A 19385-nucleotide genomic window follows, 5' to 3' on the forward strand; every position below is an offset into this window, starting at 1 on the left:
GCATCGAGGGATGGGCGCCTATCGCGACACGTACGAGCGCAGCCTCACCGACCCCGACGGGTTCTGGCGGGATGCCGCCGCCGGGGTCGACTGGGTCCGCATGCCGATGCGGGTGCTGGACGGCGACCGCCCGCCGTTCTACCGCTGGTTCCCCGACGCCGAGCTCAACACCTGCCACAACGCCGTCGACCGGCACGTCGCCGCCGGGCGCGCCGACGACACGGCCCTCATCTATGACAGTCCCGTCACGGGCACGCTCCGCTCGTACACCTGGCGCAAACTCCAACACGAGGTCGCGAGGTTCGCCGGAGCGCTGCGCAGGCTGGGCGTCGGGAAGGGGGACCGGGTCGTCGTCTACATGGCGATGGTTCCGGAGGCGGTCGTCACGATGCTCGCGTGCGCCCGGCTCGGCGCCGTGCACTCGGTCGTGTTCGGCGGGTTCGGGCCGAAGGAGCTCGCCGCCCGCATCGACGACGCCCGGCCGAAGGTGGTCGTCGCGACGTCGTGCGGGATCGAGGGCAGCCGCGTCGTGGAGTACAAGCCGCTGCTCGACGCCGCGCTCGCCGAGGCCACCCACCGGCCCGACCACTGCGTCGTCCTCCAGCGGCCGCAGGCCCCCGGAGTGTTGCGCGACGGCGACCTGACCTGGGACGACGCCCTCGACGGTGCGACGGAGGCGGCGTGTGTACCGGTGACCGCGACCGACCCGCTGTACATCCTGTACACGTCGGGCACGACAGGCCGGCCGAAGGGCATCGTGCGCGACAACGGCGGGCACGCCGTCGCGCTGACCTGGTCGATGGCCAACGTGTACGCCACGGGACCGGGTGACGTGTTCTGGGCGGCGTCCGACGTCGGGTGGGTCGTCGGCCACTCGTACATCGTCTACGGCCCGCTGCTCGCCGGCGCCACCACCGTCCTGTACGAGGGCAAACCCGTCGGCACCCCGGACGCCGGCGCGTTCTTCCGGGTCATCGAGCAGCACGGCGTGACGGCCCTGTTCACCGCGCCGACCGCGATCCGCGCGATCCGCAAGGAGGACCCGTCGGGCAGCTTCGTCGCCCGGTACAGGACGGATTCGCTCCGGACGCTGTTCCTGGCGGGGGAGCGGCTCGACCCGCAGACGTACGAGTGGGCCGGCGCCACCCTCGGCGTCCCCGTCGTCGACCACTGGTGGCAGACGGAGACCGGCTGGCCGGTCGCGGCGAACCTGCGCGGTCTGGAGCCGATGCCGACGAAGGCGGGCTCGCCGTCGGTGCCGGTGCCCGGCTTCGACGTGCGGGTCCTGCAGCCGGACGGCACGCCCGCCCCGGCCGGCGTCGACGGCGCGATCGTCATCGGCCTGCCGCTACCGCCGGGCTGCCTGCCGACCCTGTGGCGCGACGACGAGCGGTTCGTCGAGTCGTACCTGAGCGCGTTCCCCGACGCCTACCTGACCGGTGACGGCGGCCGGTTCGACGACGACGGATACCTCTACGTCATGGGCCGCACCGACGACGTCATCAACGTCGCCGGCCACAGGCTGTCCACGGGCTCCATGGAAGAGGTCCTGGCCGCCCACCCGGCCGTCGCCGAATGCGCGGTCATCGGCGTCGACGACGAGCTCAAGGGTCAGGTGCCGCGCGGATTCGTGGTGCTGAAGGCGGGCGTCGACACCGAGCACGAGGTCATCGAGCAGGAGTTGGTCGCGTCGGTACGGCAGCGCATCGGCGCGGTCGCCTCCCTCCGCCGCGTGCAGATCGTGCCGGCGCTGCCGAAGACCCGCTCCGGCAAGATCCTGCGCAAGACGATGCGCGGCATCGCCGCCGGCGACGACCCGGCGGTCCCGTCCACGATCGAGGACCCGTCGGTCCTGGACACCCTGCGCCCGATCCTGCGTTCCGAGTGAGTGCTCCTTGCGCTCGGGGTTGTACAGGCGTCTTCTCCGGCTTTGTCAGGGTGCTCCGCTGCCCGCGTGCTCCCGGCTTGTCCTTGCGCTCCGGTCTCACGGTGCGCTCCCTGACCTGCATGCCAGGCGGTCCGCTTCCGGGTTCCCGGGCTTGCCAGGCGGTCCGCGCCTGCGCTTCCGGGCTTGCCAGGCCGTCCGCGCCGGCGTGTTTCCGCGCTTGTCAAACGGTCCGCGCCTGCGTTTCGGGTGTGGCGGTGGTCCGCGCCTGCGTTTCGGGTGTGGCCGGACGGTCCGCGCCTGCGCTTCCGGGCTTGCCAGGCCGTCCGCGCCTGCGCATTTCCGGTTTATCAGGCGCTCCGCGCCCGCTAAACCGGAAATATCACCATATTGTCGGTATCGAACACGCTGACAGCGAACACGCTCACAGCGAACCAGGGGTCCCTTCCGCGCGTGCGATCACTACGGTCGAGGAAAGCCCCGGGAAAGGACGCCGCTCATGGCAGACATGCAGGTCCCCTTCGACAGCGCGGTGTTCGACCGGCTGCTCACCAAGCGCATCATCGTCCTCGGCACCGAGGTCAACGACGAGAGCGCCAACCGCATCTGCGCCCAGCTGATCCTCCTCGCCGCCGAGGACCACGAGAAGGACATCAGCTTCTGGATCAACTCCCCGGGCGGCGTCATCAGCGCCGGCCTGGCCATCTACGACACCATGCGCTTCATCCCCAACGACGTCTCGACCGTCGTGATGGGCATGGCCGCCTCGATGGGTCAGTTCCTGCTCAGCGCAGGCACCCCGGGCAAGCGCTACGCCCTGCCTCACTCCCGCGTGATGATGCACCAGCCGTCCGGCGGCATCGGTGGCACCGCCGCTGACATCGCCATCCAGGCCGAGCAGATGCTCTTCACGAAGAAGACGATGCAGCGCCTGATCTCCGAGCACACCGGCCAGACGTACGAGCAGATCGAAGCCGACTCCGACCGCGACCGCTGGTTCACCGCCCAGGAAGCCGTCGACTACGGCTTCGTCGACAGGGTCGTGGCGGGAGCGGAGCAGCTTGCGCTGAACTGATCTCCGCCTGCACCGGCGCCCGCAGCCGCCCTGGCCCGCGCCGGTCCGCCCACCACGCCGGTCCGCCCGCCACGCCGGCAAGGTCGCGCCATGGGCAAGTGCCACGCGGACCGGTTTGCCCGACGGTCGGCCCCGCGACGGGTCACCCCCATGGTGGGTTGGCCGCGACGGGTCACCCCGTGGTGGGTCACCCCATGGTGGGTTGGCCCGCGACGGGTCACCCCGTGGTGGGCCACCCCATGGTGGGTCGGCCCGCGACGGGTCACCCCGTGGTGCGTCACCCCATGGTGGGTCGCCCCTGCGACGGGTCGCCCCTGCGACGGGTCGCCCCTGCGACGGGTCGCCCCTGCGACGGGTCGCCCCCGCGACGGGACTGCCCCGCGACGGGACTGCCCCGCGACGGGACTGCCCCGCGGTGGGCGGCCCGGCAGCGGGGTCGCCGCAGCGGTGAGCCGGCCCGGCGGTTGGCTGGTCTCGTGCGGGGCCGGTTCGGCGGCGGGCGGGTATGGCGCAGTCGAACCGGCGACGGGGTGGTCTCGTGCGGGCCGGTCTGGCGGTTGGTCGGTGTGATGGTGGGCTGGTCCGGATGTGGGTTGAACCTCGCGGGCCGGTCCACCCGAGGGCTGGTCTCGTGCCGGGTTGGTCTTGAGCCGCGTGACGGCTGGCGAGGCGTCATTGTGCCGGGTTGATGGCTGGTCTCGGGTCAGGGCTCGATTCCCGTGCCGAGGTTCCTCTCCACGGGCAGGTCCAGTTCGACGCCGGGCTCGGCTCGGGGTGGGTTTGCTCGACATCGGGGTTCCGCCCTCGGATGAGTGCGGGCTACAGGGCTGGTTCGCTTGCGCTCGAGCCGGGTTCGGCGGCGGGGTTCGGGCCGGCGGCGGGTCGGGGGCAGGGTGGGCTTGATCTGGCGCGGGGGTGAACTCGCGTTAGGCTGCCGGGGGTGAGCATTGAACCTGAGGTCGCGCCCGGTCAGGTTGGAATCGACGCGGAGCGGCTGGCTCGGCTGGACGCGCACTTCGCCAGGTACGTCGACGACGGGCGGCTGGCCGGGTGGCAGCTGGTGGTGAGCCGGGACGGGCGGGTGGCGCACGCCTCGACGTACGGGTGGCGGGACATGGAGGCCGGGCTGCCGGTCGAGCCTGACACGCTGTGGCGCATCTATTCGATGTCGAAGCCCATCACCTCGGTCGCGGCGATGATGCTCTGGGAGGAGGGGCGGTTCGAGCTGACCGACCCGATCAGCAGGTGGCTGCCTGAGTTCGCGGCGCCGCAGGTGTACGACCGCGGGTCGGCCTCCGCGCCGTTCACCGTGCCGGCGGTCGAGCCGATCAGGGTGTGGCATCTGCTGACGCACACGTCGGGGCTCACGTACGGGTTCCTGCAGACCTCGGTCGTCGACGCGCTGTACCGCAAGGCGGGGTACGACATCCTCGCCAAGACCGGGGTGGACCTGGCGCAGGCGAGCCGGGACTGGGCGGCGCTGCCGCTGCTCTTCCAGCCCGGCACCGGGTGGGGTTACGGGGTGTCCACCGACGTGCTCGGGCGGCTGGTCGAGGTGGTGTCCGGGCAGAGCCTCGGCGACTTCCTGCGGACCAGGATTTTCGAGCCGCTCGGCATGGCCGACACCCGGTGGGCGGTGGACCCGGACGGTGACGACGCGAAGCGGCTCGCCGCGCTCTACGTGCCCAGCCCCGCCGGCGGCAAGGCGACCCGGTTCGACGCCATCGGCAAGTACGCGCTGGAAGAGCCCACCATGCAGTCCGGTGGCGGCGGGCTGATCTCCACCGCGGCCGACTACGACAGGTTCACCGCGATGCTGCTGCGGGAAGGCGCGCTGGACGGTGGGGAACGACGGTTGCTGAGCAGCCGGACCGTGCGGTTCATGACCCGCAACCACCTGCCCGGCGGGGTCGACCTCGACCGGCTGCAGACGGGCGGCTTCGCCGAGACGACGTTCGAGGGGATCGGCTTCGGGCTCGGGTTCGCCGTGGTCCGCGACCCCGTCCCGGCCAGGACGCCGTCCACGCCGGGCACGTACTACTGGGGCGGCGCCGCCAGCACCGCCTTCTGGATCGACCCCGCCGAGCGGCTCACCGTGGCGTTCTACACGCAGCTGCTGCCGTCGAGCACCCACCCGATCCGGCCGCAGCTGCGCCAGCTGATCTACTCCGCACTGACGGACTAAGCACTGAAAGGCAGCGGCTACTTGAAGGTCAGGCTGCCGCCGCCGGTGACGACGTGCACCTTGTGCAGGGAGGCCGCGTCGGACTTCACGGTGCCGGACTGCTGGCCGCCGTCGAGCTGCACGTCGAGGGCGTAGCCGTCGGCGGTGAGCTTCAGCGACACGTCGCCGCCGCCGCTGTCGAGGTCGATGCGGTCGGGGGACTGCGTGACGGTCACGTCGACGGCGCCGCCGCCGGTGCGGGCGGTCAGCTCCGGCGGGGCCAGGCCCGCCGCGGTGAGCGCGCCACCGTCGGTGGACACGTCGATGATCCCGGTGAGCCCCGTGAGGGAGACCGTGCCGCCCGCGCTGTTGAGGCGCACGCTGAGCGTCGACGGGATCTCCACCGTGTACGCGATCGAGCAGTCGCCGCTCGCGCAGCCGGTCGACGCGAGGACCAGCTCGCCGCCCTCGACGGTCTGCTTGCGGCCGGGCTTGTCGGCCTTGAAGGTCGACGTCTCCGTCACCTTGATCGTGGGGCCGGAGCCGACCTTCACGGTGATCGCGCCGCCCGCGCTGTCGACCTCGACGACGCTGACGTCGTCCTTCACCTCGAACGCGTTGGTGGCGGTCTGCGCGCCGCCGCCCTTGTCGCCGGTGGAGGGCGAGTCCCCGGAGGAGCCGCAGCCGGCGAGGGCCGGCGGCGCCGCGAGGGCCAGCAGGGCGGCGAGGGTGAGGATCCGCGGTGACTTCACGGAGGTCAGCTTCGCACGCCCGGCCGGGCACCGTTCGATAGGGTCGATGCCATGAATCTCGTCGATGCCGCGTATCAGCGTGCCGAGACCAGTGGCTTCCCGATGTCCTGCGAACGGCCCGTCGGCCGGCTCCTCGCCGTGCTCGCCGCGAGCATCCGCCCCGGCGGCCACATCCTCGAGCTCGGCACCGGCGCAGGGGTCGGCGTCGCCTGGCTCGTCACCGGGTTGGGTGAGCGCACCGACGTGAGCGTGACCTCGATCGAGCTGGACGAGAAGACGGCGGCGGTCGCGGCGGGCGAGACCTGGCCATCCTATGTGGACCTGCGGGTCGCCGACGCGCTGGCGTTCCTGCCGACCGCCGTGGGCATGTTCGACCTGATCTTCGCCGACGCCCAGGGCGGCAAGATCGAGGGGCTCGACCTGACCGTCGCCGCGCTGCGGCCGCGCGGCATCCTCGTCGTGGACGACATGCGGGTCGTCGACGACTGGCCCGACGACTTCAAGGCCCGCCAGGACGGCGTACGCCGGATGCTGACGCAGCACCCGGACCTCGTCTCCGTCGAGCTCGAGCACGGCTCCGGCATGGTGATCAGCACCCGCCGCTAGGACCGTTTGTGCTGCTCCCGGGCGGGTAATCGGAGCGGAGTCCAGGCTCGTCCGGGAGGAGACCCGATGTCGACCGACGCGATCGTCGTGCTGAAGGAAGACCACAAGAACGTCAAGCGGCTGTTCAAGGAGTTCCAGGCCGCCGAGGACGGACCGGCGGAGGCCAAGGCGGAGATCGTCAAGCAGATCCTCGCCGAGCTCACCGTGCACACGTACCTGGAGAACGAGGTCATGTACCCGGAGGTCCGCCGGCTGGTGCCGGACCTCGAGGAGGACATTCTCGAGTCGTACGAGGAGCATCACGTCGCCGACGTGCTGTGCATGGAGCTCTTCACGATGACGCCCGACGACGAGCGCTTCGACGCCAAGGTCAACGTCCTCATCGAGAGTGTCACGCATCACATCGACGAGGAGGAGCACGAGTGGTTCCCGAAGGTCCGTACGGCCCTCGGCCGCAACCAGCTCCAGGAGCTCGGCGCCCGGATGCAGCAGCTGCGCCCGGATGCGCCGACGAAGCCCGTCGAGCCGAAAGCCCTGCACAAGGCGCTGGAAGCGATGCGCGCATGACGGGTCGGCCCGTGCGGGGTCATCCGACCGAAGGAGACGATTGGGCCGGGGTCTGCCGGTACCGTCGACAACGATGAACGCCGTGGTGCTTGCCCTGCACGGGTTGCTCGTGGAAGGGACCGTCGAGACCGTCGAGCCGGTGCTCGTCGGCTGCCTCGTCGCGGCCGAGCCGCGGCTCGTCCTGGACGTGTCCGAGGTGACCGTGTGCGACACCGCCGGCGCGGCCCTGCTGGTGCGGGTCGCCGAGCTCGCCTGGCAGCGGGGCGGGGAGGTGCGGCTCGCCGCGCCGTCGCCGGCGATCCGGTCGTGGACGCAGGTCGCCGCCGGGATGGACAGCATCGCCGCCTTCGCCAGCGTCGAGGGCGCGGTCGAGGCGGACCCGCGCGACCTGCTCACGAGCCCGGTCGTGGCGAGCGGGCCGGCCCCGTGCGTCGACGAGCCGTTCTACCCGCAGCGCCGCCGCCCCCGCTGGCAGGTCAACCCTTCGGCCCGCGGACGATCACGCCGAGGTCCCGCATCACCGCGTCGGTGAGACCGGGCAGCTGCGCCGGCTCGATCGTCACACCGCGCAGGCTGCTCACGCCGCTGACCTCCGACAGCTGGTTGCCGCGCAGGTCGGCGCCGCGCAGGTCGCAGCTCTCGAACGACATCTGCCGCAGCCGGCAGCCGGACATCGCCGCCTGCGGCAGGACGCAGTCCCGGAAGACGGTGTTCACCAGGACACACCCGACGAATCCGGTCGGACCGATCGTCGTGATGTCGTCGAGGTTCGCCGCGTCCAGCCGGCAGCCCTCGAAGAGCACGTCGCCGAGCCGCGACTCGGCGAGGTGTGCCCAGGTGAGCTTGCAGTTGACGAAGTGGACCCGCTCGAAGGTCAGCCCGGTCAGCCGCGCCGCGGTGAAGTCGACCTTCTCGAAGCGGCAGCCGGAGACCGTCACGTCCTCCCACACGACCCCGTTGAGGTCGAGATTCTCCAGGTGGGAGCGGCGCAGGCGGGCGTCGATGAGCGTGGTCCGGATGGCGCGGCCGGTCTGCACGTGGGCGTCGTTGAGGTTGCCGCCCCATGGTGCGCTGACGGGCTCGAGCTCACCCGGGTCGATGACGGGCAGATCGATGTCGAGTTCGTGCACGGTCCGCAGTGCCACGCACCTCACCGTACACACGTAGGCTGATCAGTCATGAGCGGTACGGAGCACGGTGCAGGGACCGCGAATCATGGGTGCGGGCCGGCTCAGGCCGGCGCCGGAGCGCAGCAGAGGTGAGGGCATGAGTGAGGCGGCTGTCGGGCAGCGGCGGGTCGACGGGCGCACGCTGCGGGCCGAGCGGACCCGGCGGGCCATCGTCGACGCCCACCTCACGCTGCTGGAGGAGGGTGACCTCAAGCCGACGGCGGAGCGGATCGCCGAGCGGGCGGGGGTGTCGCTGCGGGCGCTGTGGACCAACTTCAAGGACATGGAGCGGCTGTTCGCCGCGGCCGGCGCGCGCCTGATGGAGCGGCAGACCGCCGAGCACCGGCCCATCCCGCCGGACCTGCCCTTGCCGCGGCGGATCGAGGCGTACTGCGAGCAGCGGGCCCGTCTGCTGGAGCTCATCGCGCCGGCGGCGCGGGCGGCCCGCCTGCGGGAGCCGTTCTCGGCGGCGCTGCGGCACAACCGGACCTGGTACGTGACGAACGCGCGCGAGGAGCTGGAGAAGCTCTTCGCCGAGGAGCTGGACCGCACCGGTGCAGCCCGGGAGGAGACCCTGCACGCGCTGACGGTGGCGACCACCTTCGCGTCGTGGTCGATGCTGCGCGACGAGCTGCACCTGGACGTGCCCGCCGCGACCGGGGTGCTGCGCCGCGGGGTGACGGCGTTGCTCAGCGCGACCGAGGCATAAGTTTCGCTTAGATCGTCGTGAAATCGGCATCGCTGGTTGGGTTCGGCGGCGGCGGGACTCATAGGCTTCGGTGCGGTTGAGTCGTCTGTGCCTCAGGAGGCAGCTGGTGTCCGCGTTCGGTCCGTACGACGCCCGCAACACCGAACCCGTCCGCCCCGCCTACGGCGCCGCTCCGCAGAGTGACGGCTACGGGGCGCCCTACGACCAGGGCTACGGCGACGGTTTCGGCAGCGGCTACGGGGACGACGCCGCGGACACGCCCGCGCCCCGGCACCGCCGCGGCACCCGGCTCGCCGTGATCGTCGGCGTCGGGGTGGCCGCGCTGCTGGTGGTCGGCGCGACCGCGTTCGGCGGTGCCGTGCTGCTCGGCCGCGACGGCGACACCGGCGACGCCGCCCGCACCTCCGTGGCGGGCGACGCGACCGGCGACCCGGCCAACGCCGGCGACCCCAACGCCGGCGACCCCTCCGCCGGGAACCCGGCCGGCGGCACCGAAGGGGCGAGCGCCACACCCGAAGCCGGGGCCAGCAGCTCCAGCTCCGCGCCGGCGAGCGCCAGACCGACGAAGGCGCAGACCACGCCGCCCGCGAAGCCGAAGACGACCGCCGCCGCGCCGCCCGGGAACCTCTCGTACGAGCAGCAGGTCCTCGTGATCGTCAACAGCGAGCGGGCGAAGGCCGGTTGCAGCCCCCTGGCCTACAACGCGAAGCTCGCCACCGCGGCCCGCAAGCACTCGCAGGACATGGCCACCAACGACTACTTCTCGCACACGTCGCAGGACGGCACCAGCTTCGCGACCCGCATCACGAACGCCGGCTACAAGTGGTCCGGCGCGGCGGAGAACATCGCGAAGGGCCAGAAGACGCCCGCCGACGTCATGAAGGCCTGGATGAACAGCTCCGGCCACCGGGCCAACATCCTCAACTGCGGGCTGAAGGACCTCGGCGTCGGCCTGGCGTACCAGGGCAAGACCCCGATCTGGACGCAGGACTTCGGCAGCCCGAGATAGTGATCGCTACCGATCGGTAACCACCTGGTAACGGAAAAAGACCGTCCAGTGGTTGCGTTTCGGCGCCCCGTTCGGCATCGTGCACATCGACCAGTGCTCATGGTGCCCGGACGGACTACTCAATTCCCTTCGCTCGGGTACGTACCGTCGAACCATCCCTCCAGGCGGGTCCTTTCGAGCAAAGGGACATGATCGTGATCGGTGCTTCCCCGCGGCGACGGACCGCGGCACTCGCCGCGGCGGCACTCCTCGGCCTCGGCCTCGCGCTCGCCGGCGCCTCACCGGCCTCGGCCGCCGGCGTCGGCTACGTCCGTCTCGCGCACCTGTCGCCGGACACACCCGCCGTCGACGTGTATCTGAGCTCGGTCAGCGGTTCGATGGCGACGCAGAAGTTCGACGCGGTCGGCTACGGCGTGGTGTCGAAGTACCTGCCGCTCGCACCCGGCACGTACGCGGTCGCGATGCGGACCAAGGGCGCCGCCGCCGACAGCCCGCCGGTGCTGAGCACCCAGGCCACCGTCGTGGAGGGCAAGGCGTACACCGTGGCGGGCGTCGGCAAGTTCACCGACCTCGGCCTGCGGGTCATCCCCGACGACCTGGCGCTGCCGGAGCAGGGCAAGGCGAAGGTCCGGGTCGTGCAGGCGTCGGTGAAGGAGCCGGTCCTGGACGTGTCGATCGCGGGCGGCGCGAAGGTCGCCGGCGGTGTCCAGTTCGCCACCACGACCGACTACCAGCTGGTCGACCCCGGCAGGTGGACGCTGCGGCTCACGGGGCCGAGCGCCACCGCCGCCGCGACCACGGTCACCGCCCCGCTGAAGGCCGGCACCGTCTACTCGCTGATCGTCCTGGACGGCAAGAGCGGCCTCACTGCCGAGCTGCGCACCGACGCGACCAGCAACGGCGTGCCCGCGGGCGGCGTCGACACCGGCGCCGGCGGCACCGCGGGCGACCGGGACCGCACCGGCCTCTGGCTGACGGTTGCCGGGTCCGCCACGCTGCTGGTGGTCCTCGCCTCGGCCGGCCTGCTGCTCCTGCGCCGCCGCCACCGGGTCACGACCCAGCTCTGACGCACCGGGGAACGGCACATGGTCAGGCCCGCGGGACAGGTCGTCCGGCACCGCACGCCCCGAAGCCGGGCCCTGACCCTCATCGCCTGCGTCCTCGCGCTCGCCGCGCCGGTCTACCTCGGCGCGGCGACGCTCGTCGGCCGCCGGATCGACATCGACGCCGGCGAGTCGACCTGGATCGTCCCGCACCGCATCGACCTGGACCTGCCGGTCGAGGCCGGGCAGGACGCGCCGCCGACCCGGCTGCGGATCGCGTCGCTCGGCGTCGACACCGGCCTGGAGTCGCTGACGGTCGACCCGAAGGGCGAGCTGCAGAGCCCCAAGGTGTACGACGAGGCCGGCTGGTTCGCCGGCGGCACCGCCCCGGGCGACCCGGGCCCGGCGGTCCTCGCGGGCCACGTCGACTCCAAGACCGGCCCGGCGGTCTTCTACAAACTGCACGAGCTGAAGGCCGGCGACCGGGTCGAGGTGCAGCGCGGCGGTGGATGGCTCACATTCCGGGTGACGGCCCGCGAGCACTACGCGAAGGCGAGGTTTCCCAGTGCGAAGGTCTACGGCCCGACGCCGCTGCCGGAGCTGCGCCTGATCACCTGCGGCGGTGAGTTCGACGCCGCCAAGCACTCCTACCGCGAGAACGTGGTGGTCTACGCGGTGCTGAGCTGACGGCTCGGCAGGCGGGAAAGTTTAGGGTCGGTGTGCCAGGTCGCCTCGCGGCGATAGGCGCATCACGGCTCCAGCCGAACGGTATTCCGTGAAGGCAGTGTGGTGAGGCCCGGGGACACACAGCACACCGACTCACCAAACAGTAGCGCGTCCACCACACGCCGTCCCGTGATCTGCATCTCTAACATCCGGGCCGGCGACCACAGCGGGGCCGGCGACCACAGCGGGGCCGGCGATCACGGCAAGGCGGGCGACTGCGGCTACAGCAGGGCCGACGACCGCCAGAGGCGCTTGGCGGGGCCGGCGACGAGGCCGAGCTCCTGCAGGTACGTCGTGATCCGCTCGGCCGACCAGCGCAACGTCTCCCGGAACGCCGGGTTGCGCCACGCCGCCGCGCGGGCCCGGGCCGGGTCGAGGCCGACCGCCGCGTATGCGCCCGGGTGGATCAGCGAGTGGGTGACGGTGTACGCGGCCCGCCCGATCATCAACCGCGAGTAGGCCAGGCTGACCGGGCCGGCGCCGGCGACCTGCCGGGCCAGCTCGTCGCGGGCGTAGCGGATGTGCCTGGCCTCCTCCACGACATGGATCCGCGACACCATCCGCACGAGCGGCTGGAGGCTGTCGTCGGCCATCGCCTCGCGCTGCAGGGCGTCCAGGATCTCCTCGGCGATGAGCGCGGCGGCGAAGGTCTGCACGCCGCCGGCCGTCGCGCCGAGGTACTTGCCCAGCGCGCGCTCCAGGGGAGCGGGCCGGTAGGCGGGGGTGCCGAACGCCTCGATCATCCGGGCGAACATGATGGAGTGGCGGCACTCGTCGCCGATCTCGGTGAGCGCGTACTGCACGTGGCCGGTGCGCGGATCCTGGTCGCTGACGTGGCGCAGCAGCAGCCGCATGAGCAGCATCTCGAACCAGATGCCGACGCTGGCGATGCTCGCGACCTCGTGCTTGGACAGCTCGACGCGCTGCTCGCGGGTGAGCCCGTCCCACAGCGGGGTGCCGGCCAGGGACAGCCGGTGCTCGGGCGCGTACATGCGGCCGGGGTCGAGCGGCGCCCGCCAGTCGATGTCGACGTCGGGGTCGTAGGAGTTGCCGGCGGAGATCTTCAGCAGCCGCGCGGCAGTGGCCTCACGGGCTTCGCGCTCGTCGGTGGTCGGCATCGCTGCTCCTTGACGGCTCCGGCAGGGCTTGGTACTTGTCAGTACCATGCCTGAGGAACCGCGACCGGTCAAGGCCGAGCTGCTCGTCGACGGCGCCGTCCACGCCGTTGAGCTGTACCTGAGCGGGCACTTCCAGCCGCTGAACGGCCGCTACCACTGGGGCGGGCGGCTGGCCGGCGGTCCGGAGGTGCCGGCGCTGGTGCGTGCGGGCCGGCGCGACGTGCTGCTGCGGTGCGCACCCGCGGACGCCGTGCCGGCCCGCCTGCTGGAGATCGACCCGTGGGGCAACGTCCGCTGCGGCGGGACCGGCGCTCCGCCGTGCACCATGGAGTGAGGCGCGATGGAAAGCGGCGGAAACGTCGGGCGCCACGCCTCGGCCGGACCCTCGGCAGCTGGCGGGCTGCTCGCGGAGGATGGCCGTCGGTGTGGCGCCCGTTTGACGCGGTCCCGGTGGTGCGGTTCGCGGTCGGTGACTGTGCGCTGCGAGTCAGCGCCCCGCGAGCAGCCGGTTGACGGCGTTGTCGACGTCCAGGTGGTCCGTCTCGTGCCCGCGCGGCACGACGCTGTACGTCCGGCGCAGGAACCGCACCAGCACGCTGCGTGGGACCTCGAACAGCGCGTTGCCGTCCGGCGAGGACAGCGCCAGCGCGACGAAGTCGCCGCGCGGCCCGTTCCAGGGCCAGACCCGGACGTCGCCGATGCCGGCGGGCTCGTCCAGACCGGTGAAGAGCAGCTCACGCGCGAAGGACCAGCTGACCGGTTCGCCCCCCGCCGACTCGGCGTGGAAGAGGACGTGGACCGCGTACGGATCGTTCGGGTCGTAGCGCAAGCTCGCTCGCACCGGCAAAGCAGTCGCGTCGGGCGCGACGAGTCGTAGGGATGTCTCGACCTCGACGGTCGATGGTCGGATAGCGCTCATGTCGTACTCCCCCCGGCACCGCTGCGGAGCATGCCGTGCCCCGCCTCTCTTATGTTGAGGCGATTCCCAGTGTTACGCGTAGTGATTCTACGATCTCACTCTGTAGTGTTTCTGGGCCCGATTTGCCGTCAACCGAACAACGTGCGCGCGATGTCCGATTTTCAGAGCGTGACCGGGGTCCTTGGCGTCACGTGTGGGCCGTACGCCAATTCATTCGGGTAACGTCCAGTGGTTCGTGGGAGTGACGGGTTATCCAGTGATGGGAACGGAAATTGCGCGACAGTGAGGCGGACGGGTCGGGCGTTACGCCTGATTCCGGACGGCTTGACTCCCCGCAGGGTGACTTCCGGCGTGTCGCTGCGCCGGGTCAGGGCGGTGGAGCGGGTAGTGAGCCCGAGGCCGACCTGCGGGCCGTCCTGGGATCGGGCAACCGGTGGCGGCGAATCGCCGGCCGGTTGCTGGGCTGGCGCGAGCGCCTCTACGCGACGCGGATCGGCCGCTTCGGCGTGAAGATCGTGGTCGCGTTCACCGGCACGCTCGTCATCGCCGTCGGCGTGGTGCTGCTGCCGCTGCCGGGGCCGGGATGGCTCGTCATCCTCGGCGGGCTGGCGATCCTGGCGATGGAGTTCCACTGGGCGCGGCGGCTGTTGCAATTTACGAAACGACAGTTGCAGCGTTGGACCCGTCTGGTACGGGAGGGTTCCTGGCTGGTGCGGATCGTCTCCGTCGGAGGACTGCTGCTCATCGTTGGTGCGGCGGTGCTGCTGTCGCTCCGGATGCTCGCCTGACTTCACGACAGCGATCATGCGAGGGCCAGGGATGAGGCATGCACATCCGGGCGGGGTGACTCGCCGACGAGGTTCGCCGACCTTAACCGATTGTGCGTGTTTCATGTTGTATGCGTTTCGTGACGGTCCGATTCAGCGGCGGGTGCGCGAAAACGGTACGGTGGGAGGAATCTCGCCCCGATCGGGGCGTACTATCCCGCTGAGTATCTTGTTCGTGTCCAAATGATGCGGGCACGCACGTGTCGGTGATGCGGCACGCATTGGCAGCACCTGAAGAAAGGCCACTCATGGCGAAACGCGTCATCCACGAGCTGATCGACGACATCGACGGCAAGCCGGCCGCCGAGAGCATCGTGTTCGCGCTCGACGGCGTGCAGTACGAGATCGACCTGTCCGCGTCCAACGCGGCGAAGCTCCGCGACGCCGTCGCCCCGTTCGTCGCCGCCGCGACGAAGGTCGGGCGGGGCGGCGTGGTGAGCACCGTGCGCGGCCGCGATGTGCGTGGCCGGGGCGTCACCCGCGGCGACCGCGACCAGAACCGTGCCATTCGGGAATGGGCGCAGGCCAAGGGGATCGACGTTTCCGACCGGGGCCGGATCAAGCAGGACGTGGTGGACCGCTACCACGCCGAGGCCGGCCGCTAAACACGATCAACCCGTCCGGGATCGGCGCAGGATTTCCACGGGTTGAGAATCCGGTCGATGCGGCATCGCATTCCGGTGAAAACGCGATCGAGCCGCGGCCCCGCAGGGGTCGCGGCTCGATCACAATATGCGGCTAAGCGTCGCGCCCGGATGGACGGTGCACGGCAGCAACCGCTGCACGGCACCACCGCTCTCGATCGTCTCGGTCAGCTGGTCCACGGCCTGCCAGCCCATTTCCCGGCGCGGAATCCGCAGCCTGGTGATGGTCTCGTCCACCGGCGCCAGGCCGCTGGGCTCACCGAGCGCCACCACCGACAGGTCCCCGGGCACCGCCAGCCCGCGCTCCCGGGCCGCCGCCACCAGCGCGACCGCGTCGGCGTACTCCTCCAGGAACACGGCCGTGAGCCGCTCCCGCCCGATCGCGTCCAGCCATCCGGTTGACGGCGGCGGCAGGTGGACGAGCGAGCCCCTGCCGGCGGAGAGGAAGCCCCGCAACCGGTCGGCGTGTGACTCCGCGGGGCCACCGGTCCCCAGATACCCGATCCGGGTGTGTCCGAGCCCCGCCGCCCGCCCGAGCAGCGCCGCCACCGCCGCGGGGTAGTCGGCGCCCACGTAGGGGACCGGTCCACCGGCGTCGTCGCGCCGGCCGACGGACACGAACGCGTGCCCCTCGCCGACGAGCCGGGTCAGGTCGTCGCGGTCGACCCGCCGCCCGAGCAGGATCGTGCCGTCGGCGATCCCGATCCGGCTGTCGGCGTGGAAGATCCGCCGGCTGTCGGCCCGCGACGTGAAGAGCAGCAGGTCGCAGCCGACCTGCTCGGCCCGCTGCTCGATGCCGACGAGGAACGGGTGGTAGAAGTCCGCCGCCGTGCTCGGGAACACCGGCTCGTAGGTGAACACGCCCAGGATCCGGTTGCGCCCCGAGACGAGCCGCCGCGCCACCGGGTCGGCGACGTAGCCGGTGGCGCGGATCGCGTCGAGCACCCGCTGCCGGGTCTCCGGCGCGATCCGCACGTCGTCACCGGTGCGGTTGTTGAGCACCAGCGACACCGTCGCCTGGCTCACCCCCGTCATCCGCGCGATGTCCCGCTGCGTGACCCGTCTGCTCATGCCGCCACCTCCGCTGCGCTCCGGCGCCGGCCCGAGCCGAGCACTGCAGTCCTGGTGCGCAGTCCTTCGCTGCGTCCCAGTCTGCTCACAGGCGAAGGTCTATCACCCTTTGAGCCCTGTGTGGGCGAGCCCTTCCACGAACTGGCGCTGGGCGAGCACGAACACGACCAGCACCGGCAGCGCGGTCAGCGACGCGGCGGCCAGCTGCACGTCCCACATCGGCCCGCCGTACGCGTCGACGTACTGCGTCAACGCCTGCGGCAGCGTGAACTTGTCCTTGCTCGACAGGTACACCACCGGCTCCAGGAACAGGTTCCAGCTGTTGAGGAACGTGAAGATGCCGACCGCGCCCAGCGCCGGGCGGGCGAGCGGCAGGGCGATCAGCCGGAACGTGGCGAACCGGCCGAGCCCGTCGACGCGCGCCGCCTCCTCCAGCTCCTTCGGCAGCGTCAGGAAGAACTGCCGCATGATGAACGTCGCCAGGACGCTCGGCGCGCCGAAGATCGGCACCAGGATCAGCGGCCAGTGCGTGTCGATCAGCCCGAACTGGTTGAACAGCTGGAACAGCGGCACGATCGTCACCTCGCTCGGGATGAGCAGGCCGGTGAGCACGACCACGAACAGCGCGTTCTGCCCGGGGAAGCGGATCCTGGCGAAGGCGTAGCCGGCCATCGACGCGACCGCCATGGTGCCCACGGTGACGATCGCCGCGATGTACAGGCTGTTCCAGTACTGCTCCGCGAACGGCTGCAGCCGGAACACCTCCCGGTACGCGCCGAAATGCCATTCGGAGGGCAGCAGGCGCGGCGGGTAGGCGAAGATCTCGCTGGTCGGCTTGAACGACGATGTGACCATCCACCACGTCGGGAACACGAACGGCACGCAGAGCACCGACAGCACCCCGTACACCAGCACCTTGGCTCTACTGCTCATGGACGACCCACTTCCGGCGCAGCTGCCACTGCACGAGCGTCAGGGCGAGCACGATGACGAACAGCAGGATGGCCAGCGTGGAGCCGTAGCCGAAGTGATGGAACTGGAACGCCTGCTGGTAGAGGTAGTAGACGAGCACCGTCGTCGACGTGCCGGGCCCGCCCTGGGTGAGCACCGCGATCTGGGCGAAGACCTGCAGCGACCCGACGACCGTGATGATCGACGTGAGCAGGATCGTGGGGCTGATCATCGGCACCGTGATGCGCCGGAACCGGGTCCACGCCGACGCGCCGTCCAGTTGCGCGGCCTCGTAGAGCTCACCCGGTACACCCTGCAGCGCCGCCAGGAAGAGCACCATGTTGAGCCCGACGTTCTTGAACACCTGCACCGCGATCACCGACACCATCGCGGTCGGGCCGGTCCGCAGCCAGTTGGGACCCTCGACGCCGACCGCGTGGAGCAGGCCGTTGACGCCGCCGTTGGACTGCAGCAGGAAGCCCCACACGATCGTCCAGGCGACGAGCGACACGACCACGGGGGAGAAGAACAGCGTCCGGTACACCGTGAGCCCCCGCAGCCGCTGGTTGAGCAGCACGGCGAGCAGCAGCGCGAGGCTGAGGTTGAACACGACCAGCCCGACGGAGAAGATCCCGGTGGCCCGCAGCACCGACGGCAGGGTCGGGTCGTCGAGCAGGGCCTGGTAGTTGTCGCCGCCCACGAACTCGAAGCTGCCGGCGAGCACGTTCCACTCGTGCAGGCTGTACCAGAGGACGAGGCACAGCGGCGCGAAGACGAAGACGGCCGAGCCGGCCAGCTGGGGGGCGATGAACAGCCACCCAGCCAGCCGGTCAGCGGTCTTTGACCGAAGGTTCACTGCTTCGCCAGTTGCGGGGCGATCTTCGCGCACACGCCGGACAGCACCGCCTTGACGTCGGCCTGCGGCTGCCACAGCGGGTCGAGGCCGGCGCGGACGGTCTGGGACAGCTCGGCGAACCCGGCGTGGCTGGGGCCGACGGCACCCTTGGCGATCCCGTCGACGACGACCTTCTGCAACTGCTCGGGCTTGAGCAGCGGGTTGGTCTTCGCGAGCGTCTCGGCGGTCTGCTGCGACGTGCGCGGCGGCGGGAAGTACGCGGCGAGCTTCGCCGAGTTCGCCGGGCTGGTCATGAACGCGAGGAACTCCTGCGCCGCGTCGGCGTGCTTGCCCTTCTTGAACACCCCGATGCCGGCCTGGCCGAACACCGCGTAGTCGCCGACCTTGCCCTTCGGCAGCGGCACCAGGTCCCAGCCGAACTGGTTCTTCAGCAGCGACGCCCGGCTGATCTGGGTGATCGTCATGGCCGCGTCACCGGCGAAGAAGTCGGCGCTGACGCCGGGGCCCGGCAGGGCCTTGTCGGTGAAGATCGCCTTGTGCAGCGTCGTCATCGCCTCGACCATCTCGGGTTTGTCGAAGCCGCAGGTCTTGCCGTCGGCGCTCCACGCCTGCGCGCCCCAGCCGCCCCAGAAGCTGGCCAGGTTCTGCCACGACTTGTAGTCGAAGTCCCGCACGACGAGCCCGGCCTTGCCGGTGGCGGCGTTGACGGCCGACGCGGTCTGCAGCGCGGTGTCCCAGTTCCAGTTCCCCGCCGCGATGAGCTCCGCGGGCGTGGGCTTGCCCGCCTTCTTCACCAGGTCGTTGTTGACGAACATGCCGAACGGCGAGGTCGAGAACGGGTACGCGTACAGCTTCCCCTGGCTCTGCCAGAGCTTCATCGGGCTGGCGCCGAGGTCCTCGAACTGGTAACCCGGCGTCTTCTTCAGCGTGTCGTCGAGCGGGACGAGCGCGCCGGAGGAGACGAAGTCGGGCGCGGAGTTCTCCAGGATCCAGGCGAGGTCGGGCTGGTTGCCGCCGGCGATCTGGGTGGTCAGCGCGGTGGTGTACGTGTCGAACGGCAGCGAGTCGAACTTGATCTCGGTGACGTTCGGGTGGGCGGCCTTGTACTCGGTGGCGATCTCGTTGAACAGCTTCAGGTGCGCCTCGTTGGCGGTCCAGATCGTCATGCGCAACGAAACCGGTCCGGTGTCCTTCGGCGTGTCCTTGTCGCCCGAGCCGCACGCGGTGAGGCCGAGCAGGGCCGCGGTGGCGATTGCCAGCGATGCTTTCAGTCGCATGGGGGTCTCCAGAAGGT

The 19385-nt window shown here is 70.8% G+C and carries 21 protein-coding genes; 13 read left to right on the forward strand and 8 right to left on the reverse strand.

Translation table 11 applies throughout. The features are described from left to right. The first annotated feature begins 10 nt into the window (after positions 1-10). The 3 genes from ACFY3L_RS12540 (at position 11) to ACFY3L_RS12550 (ending at position 5145) form a co-directional block, all read left to right on the forward strand. Positions 11-1888, forward strand: coding sequence for a propionyl-CoA synthetase (locus ACFY3L_RS12540; RefSeq protein WP_389322036.1), 1878 nt, complete (start codon positions 11-13; stop codon positions 1886-1888). A gap of 496 nt (positions 1889-2384) precedes the next feature. Beyond that, the gene (locus ACFY3L_RS12545; RefSeq protein ID WP_389322038.1) at positions 2385-2960 is read left to right on the forward strand and encodes an ATP-dependent Clp protease proteolytic subunit; all 576 of its coding nucleotides are present in this window, start codon (positions 2385-2387) and stop codon (positions 2958-2960) included. 940 nt (positions 2961-3900) lie between these two features. Beyond that, positions 3901-5145 carry a serine hydrolase domain-containing protein gene (locus ACFY3L_RS12550; RefSeq protein WP_389322040.1) on the forward strand — a complete coding sequence of 415 codons (1245 nt, stop codon included), beginning with the start codon at positions 3901-3903 and terminating at the stop codon, positions 5143-5145. 17 nt (positions 5146-5162) lie between these two features. On the opposite strand, the gene ACFY3L_RS12555 is transcribed toward ACFY3L_RS12550, so the two are convergent. Next, positions 5163-5876 (reverse strand): hypothetical protein, encoded by a 714-nt coding sequence (locus ACFY3L_RS12555; protein ID WP_389322042.1) that lies wholly within the window; start codon positions 5874-5876, stop codon positions 5163-5165. Positions 5877-5927: 51 nt separating this feature from the next. Between ACFY3L_RS12555 and ACFY3L_RS12560 the strand changes: the two genes are divergently transcribed. The 3 genes from ACFY3L_RS12560 to ACFY3L_RS12570 all read left to right on the forward strand — a co-directional run bounded on the left by ACFY3L_RS12560 (position 5928) and on the right by ACFY3L_RS12570 (position 7581). After that, entirely contained in the window at positions 5928-6482 is a 555-nt protein-coding gene (locus tag ACFY3L_RS12560) for an O-methyltransferase (RefSeq protein ID WP_389322044.1), read from the forward strand. A gap of 66 nt (positions 6483-6548) precedes the next feature. Then, entirely contained in the window at positions 6549-7049 is a 501-nt protein-coding gene (locus ACFY3L_RS12565; RefSeq protein WP_389322046.1) for a hemerythrin domain-containing protein, read from the forward strand. A gap of 73 nt (positions 7050-7122) precedes the next feature. After that, positions 7123-7581, forward strand: a complete 459-nt coding sequence (locus ACFY3L_RS12570) for an STAS domain-containing protein (protein WP_389322048.1) — start codon at positions 7123-7125, stop codon at positions 7579-7581. On the opposite strand, the gene ACFY3L_RS12575 is transcribed toward ACFY3L_RS12570, so the two are convergent. Continuing rightward, positions 7526-8194 (reverse strand): pentapeptide repeat-containing protein, encoded by a 669-nt coding sequence (locus ACFY3L_RS12575; protein ID WP_389322050.1) that lies wholly within the window; start codon positions 8192-8194, stop codon positions 7526-7528. The genes ACFY3L_RS12570 and ACFY3L_RS12575 overlap by 56 nt on opposite strands. A gap of 121 nt (positions 8195-8315) precedes the next feature. Between ACFY3L_RS12575 and ACFY3L_RS12580 the strand changes: the two genes are divergently transcribed. The 4 genes from ACFY3L_RS12580 (at position 8316) to ACFY3L_RS12595 (ending at position 11666) form a co-directional block, all read left to right on the forward strand. Continuing rightward, positions 8316-8927, forward strand: coding sequence for a TetR/AcrR family transcriptional regulator (locus tag ACFY3L_RS12580; RefSeq protein ID WP_389322052.1), 612 nt, complete (start codon positions 8316-8318; stop codon positions 8925-8927). 106 nt (positions 8928-9033) lie between these two features. Further along, positions 9034-9936 carry a CAP domain-containing protein gene (locus tag ACFY3L_RS12585; protein WP_389322054.1) on the forward strand — a complete coding sequence of 301 codons (903 nt, stop codon included), beginning with the start codon at positions 9034-9036 and terminating at the stop codon, positions 9934-9936. A gap of 188 nt (positions 9937-10124) precedes the next feature. Then, positions 10125-11003: a DUF4397 domain-containing protein gene (locus ACFY3L_RS12590; RefSeq protein WP_389322056.1), complete on the forward strand. Its 879-nt coding sequence runs from the start codon at positions 10125-10127 to the stop codon at positions 11001-11003. An 18-nt stretch (positions 11004-11021) separates the two neighbouring features. Further along, on the forward strand, positions 11022-11666 hold the full coding sequence (locus ACFY3L_RS12595) for a class F sortase (protein WP_389322058.1): 645 nt from the start codon (positions 11022-11024) through the stop codon (positions 11664-11666). A 260-nt stretch (positions 11667-11926) separates the two neighbouring features. On the opposite strand, the gene ACFY3L_RS12600 is transcribed toward ACFY3L_RS12595, so the two are convergent. Continuing rightward, complete coding sequence (locus ACFY3L_RS12600) at positions 11927-12823, reverse strand: diiron oxygenase (protein WP_389322060.1); 897 nt, start codon at positions 12821-12823, stop codon at positions 11927-11929. A 46-nt stretch (positions 12824-12869) separates the two neighbouring features. Between ACFY3L_RS12600 and ACFY3L_RS12605 the strand changes: the two genes are divergently transcribed. Further along, complete coding sequence (locus ACFY3L_RS12605; protein WP_389322062.1) at positions 12870-13157, forward strand: DUF4873 domain-containing protein; 288 nt, start codon at positions 12870-12872, stop codon at positions 13155-13157. Between the two features lie 153 nt (positions 13158-13310). On the opposite strand, the gene ACFY3L_RS12610 is transcribed toward ACFY3L_RS12605, so the two are convergent. Beyond that, complete coding sequence (locus ACFY3L_RS12610) at positions 13311-13742, reverse strand: SsgA family sporulation/cell division regulator (protein ID WP_033356715.1); 432 nt, start codon at positions 13740-13742, stop codon at positions 13311-13313. Positions 13743-14014: 272 nt separating this feature from the next. On the opposite strand from ACFY3L_RS12610, the gene ACFY3L_RS12615 reads away from it, so the two are divergent. Next, complete coding sequence (locus ACFY3L_RS12615; protein ID WP_389322064.1) at positions 14015-14530, forward strand: TIGR02611 family protein; 516 nt, start codon at positions 14015-14017, stop codon at positions 14528-14530. A 287-nt stretch (positions 14531-14817) separates the two neighbouring features. Further along, positions 14818-15174, forward strand: coding sequence for an Lsr2 family protein (locus ACFY3L_RS12620; RefSeq protein ID WP_389322066.1), 357 nt, complete (start codon positions 14818-14820; stop codon positions 15172-15174). A 120-nt stretch (positions 15175-15294) separates the two neighbouring features. On the opposite strand, the gene ACFY3L_RS12625 is transcribed toward ACFY3L_RS12620, so the two are convergent. The 4 genes from ACFY3L_RS12625 to ACFY3L_RS12640 form a co-directional block, all read right to left on the reverse strand. Next, the gene (locus tag ACFY3L_RS12625; RefSeq protein ID WP_389322068.1) at positions 15295-16284 is read right to left on the reverse strand and encodes a LacI family DNA-binding transcriptional regulator; all 990 of its coding nucleotides are present in this window, start codon (positions 16282-16284) and stop codon (positions 15295-15297) included. 102 nt (positions 16285-16386) lie between these two features. Then, positions 16387-17217, reverse strand: coding sequence for a carbohydrate ABC transporter permease (locus ACFY3L_RS12630; protein WP_389322070.1), 831 nt, complete (start codon positions 17215-17217; stop codon positions 16387-16389). Beyond that, on the reverse strand, positions 17207-18091 hold the full coding sequence (locus ACFY3L_RS12635) for a carbohydrate ABC transporter permease (RefSeq protein WP_389322072.1): 885 nt from the start codon (positions 18089-18091) through the stop codon (positions 17207-17209). The genes ACFY3L_RS12630 and ACFY3L_RS12635 overlap by 11 nt, the downstream gene beginning before the upstream one ends. Continuing rightward, a complete protein-coding gene (locus ACFY3L_RS12640) occupies positions 18088-19368 on the reverse strand; it encodes an ABC transporter substrate-binding protein (protein WP_389322074.1) in 1281 nt (426 codons plus the stop codon). The genes ACFY3L_RS12635 and ACFY3L_RS12640 overlap by 4 nt, the downstream gene beginning before the upstream one ends. Between the last annotated feature and the right edge of the window lie 17 nt (positions 19369-19385).

The organism is Dactylosporangium sp. NPDC000521, assembly GCF_042898305.1.
GTDB lineage: Bacteria > Actinomycetota > Actinomycetes > Mycobacteriales > Micromonosporaceae > Dactylosporangium.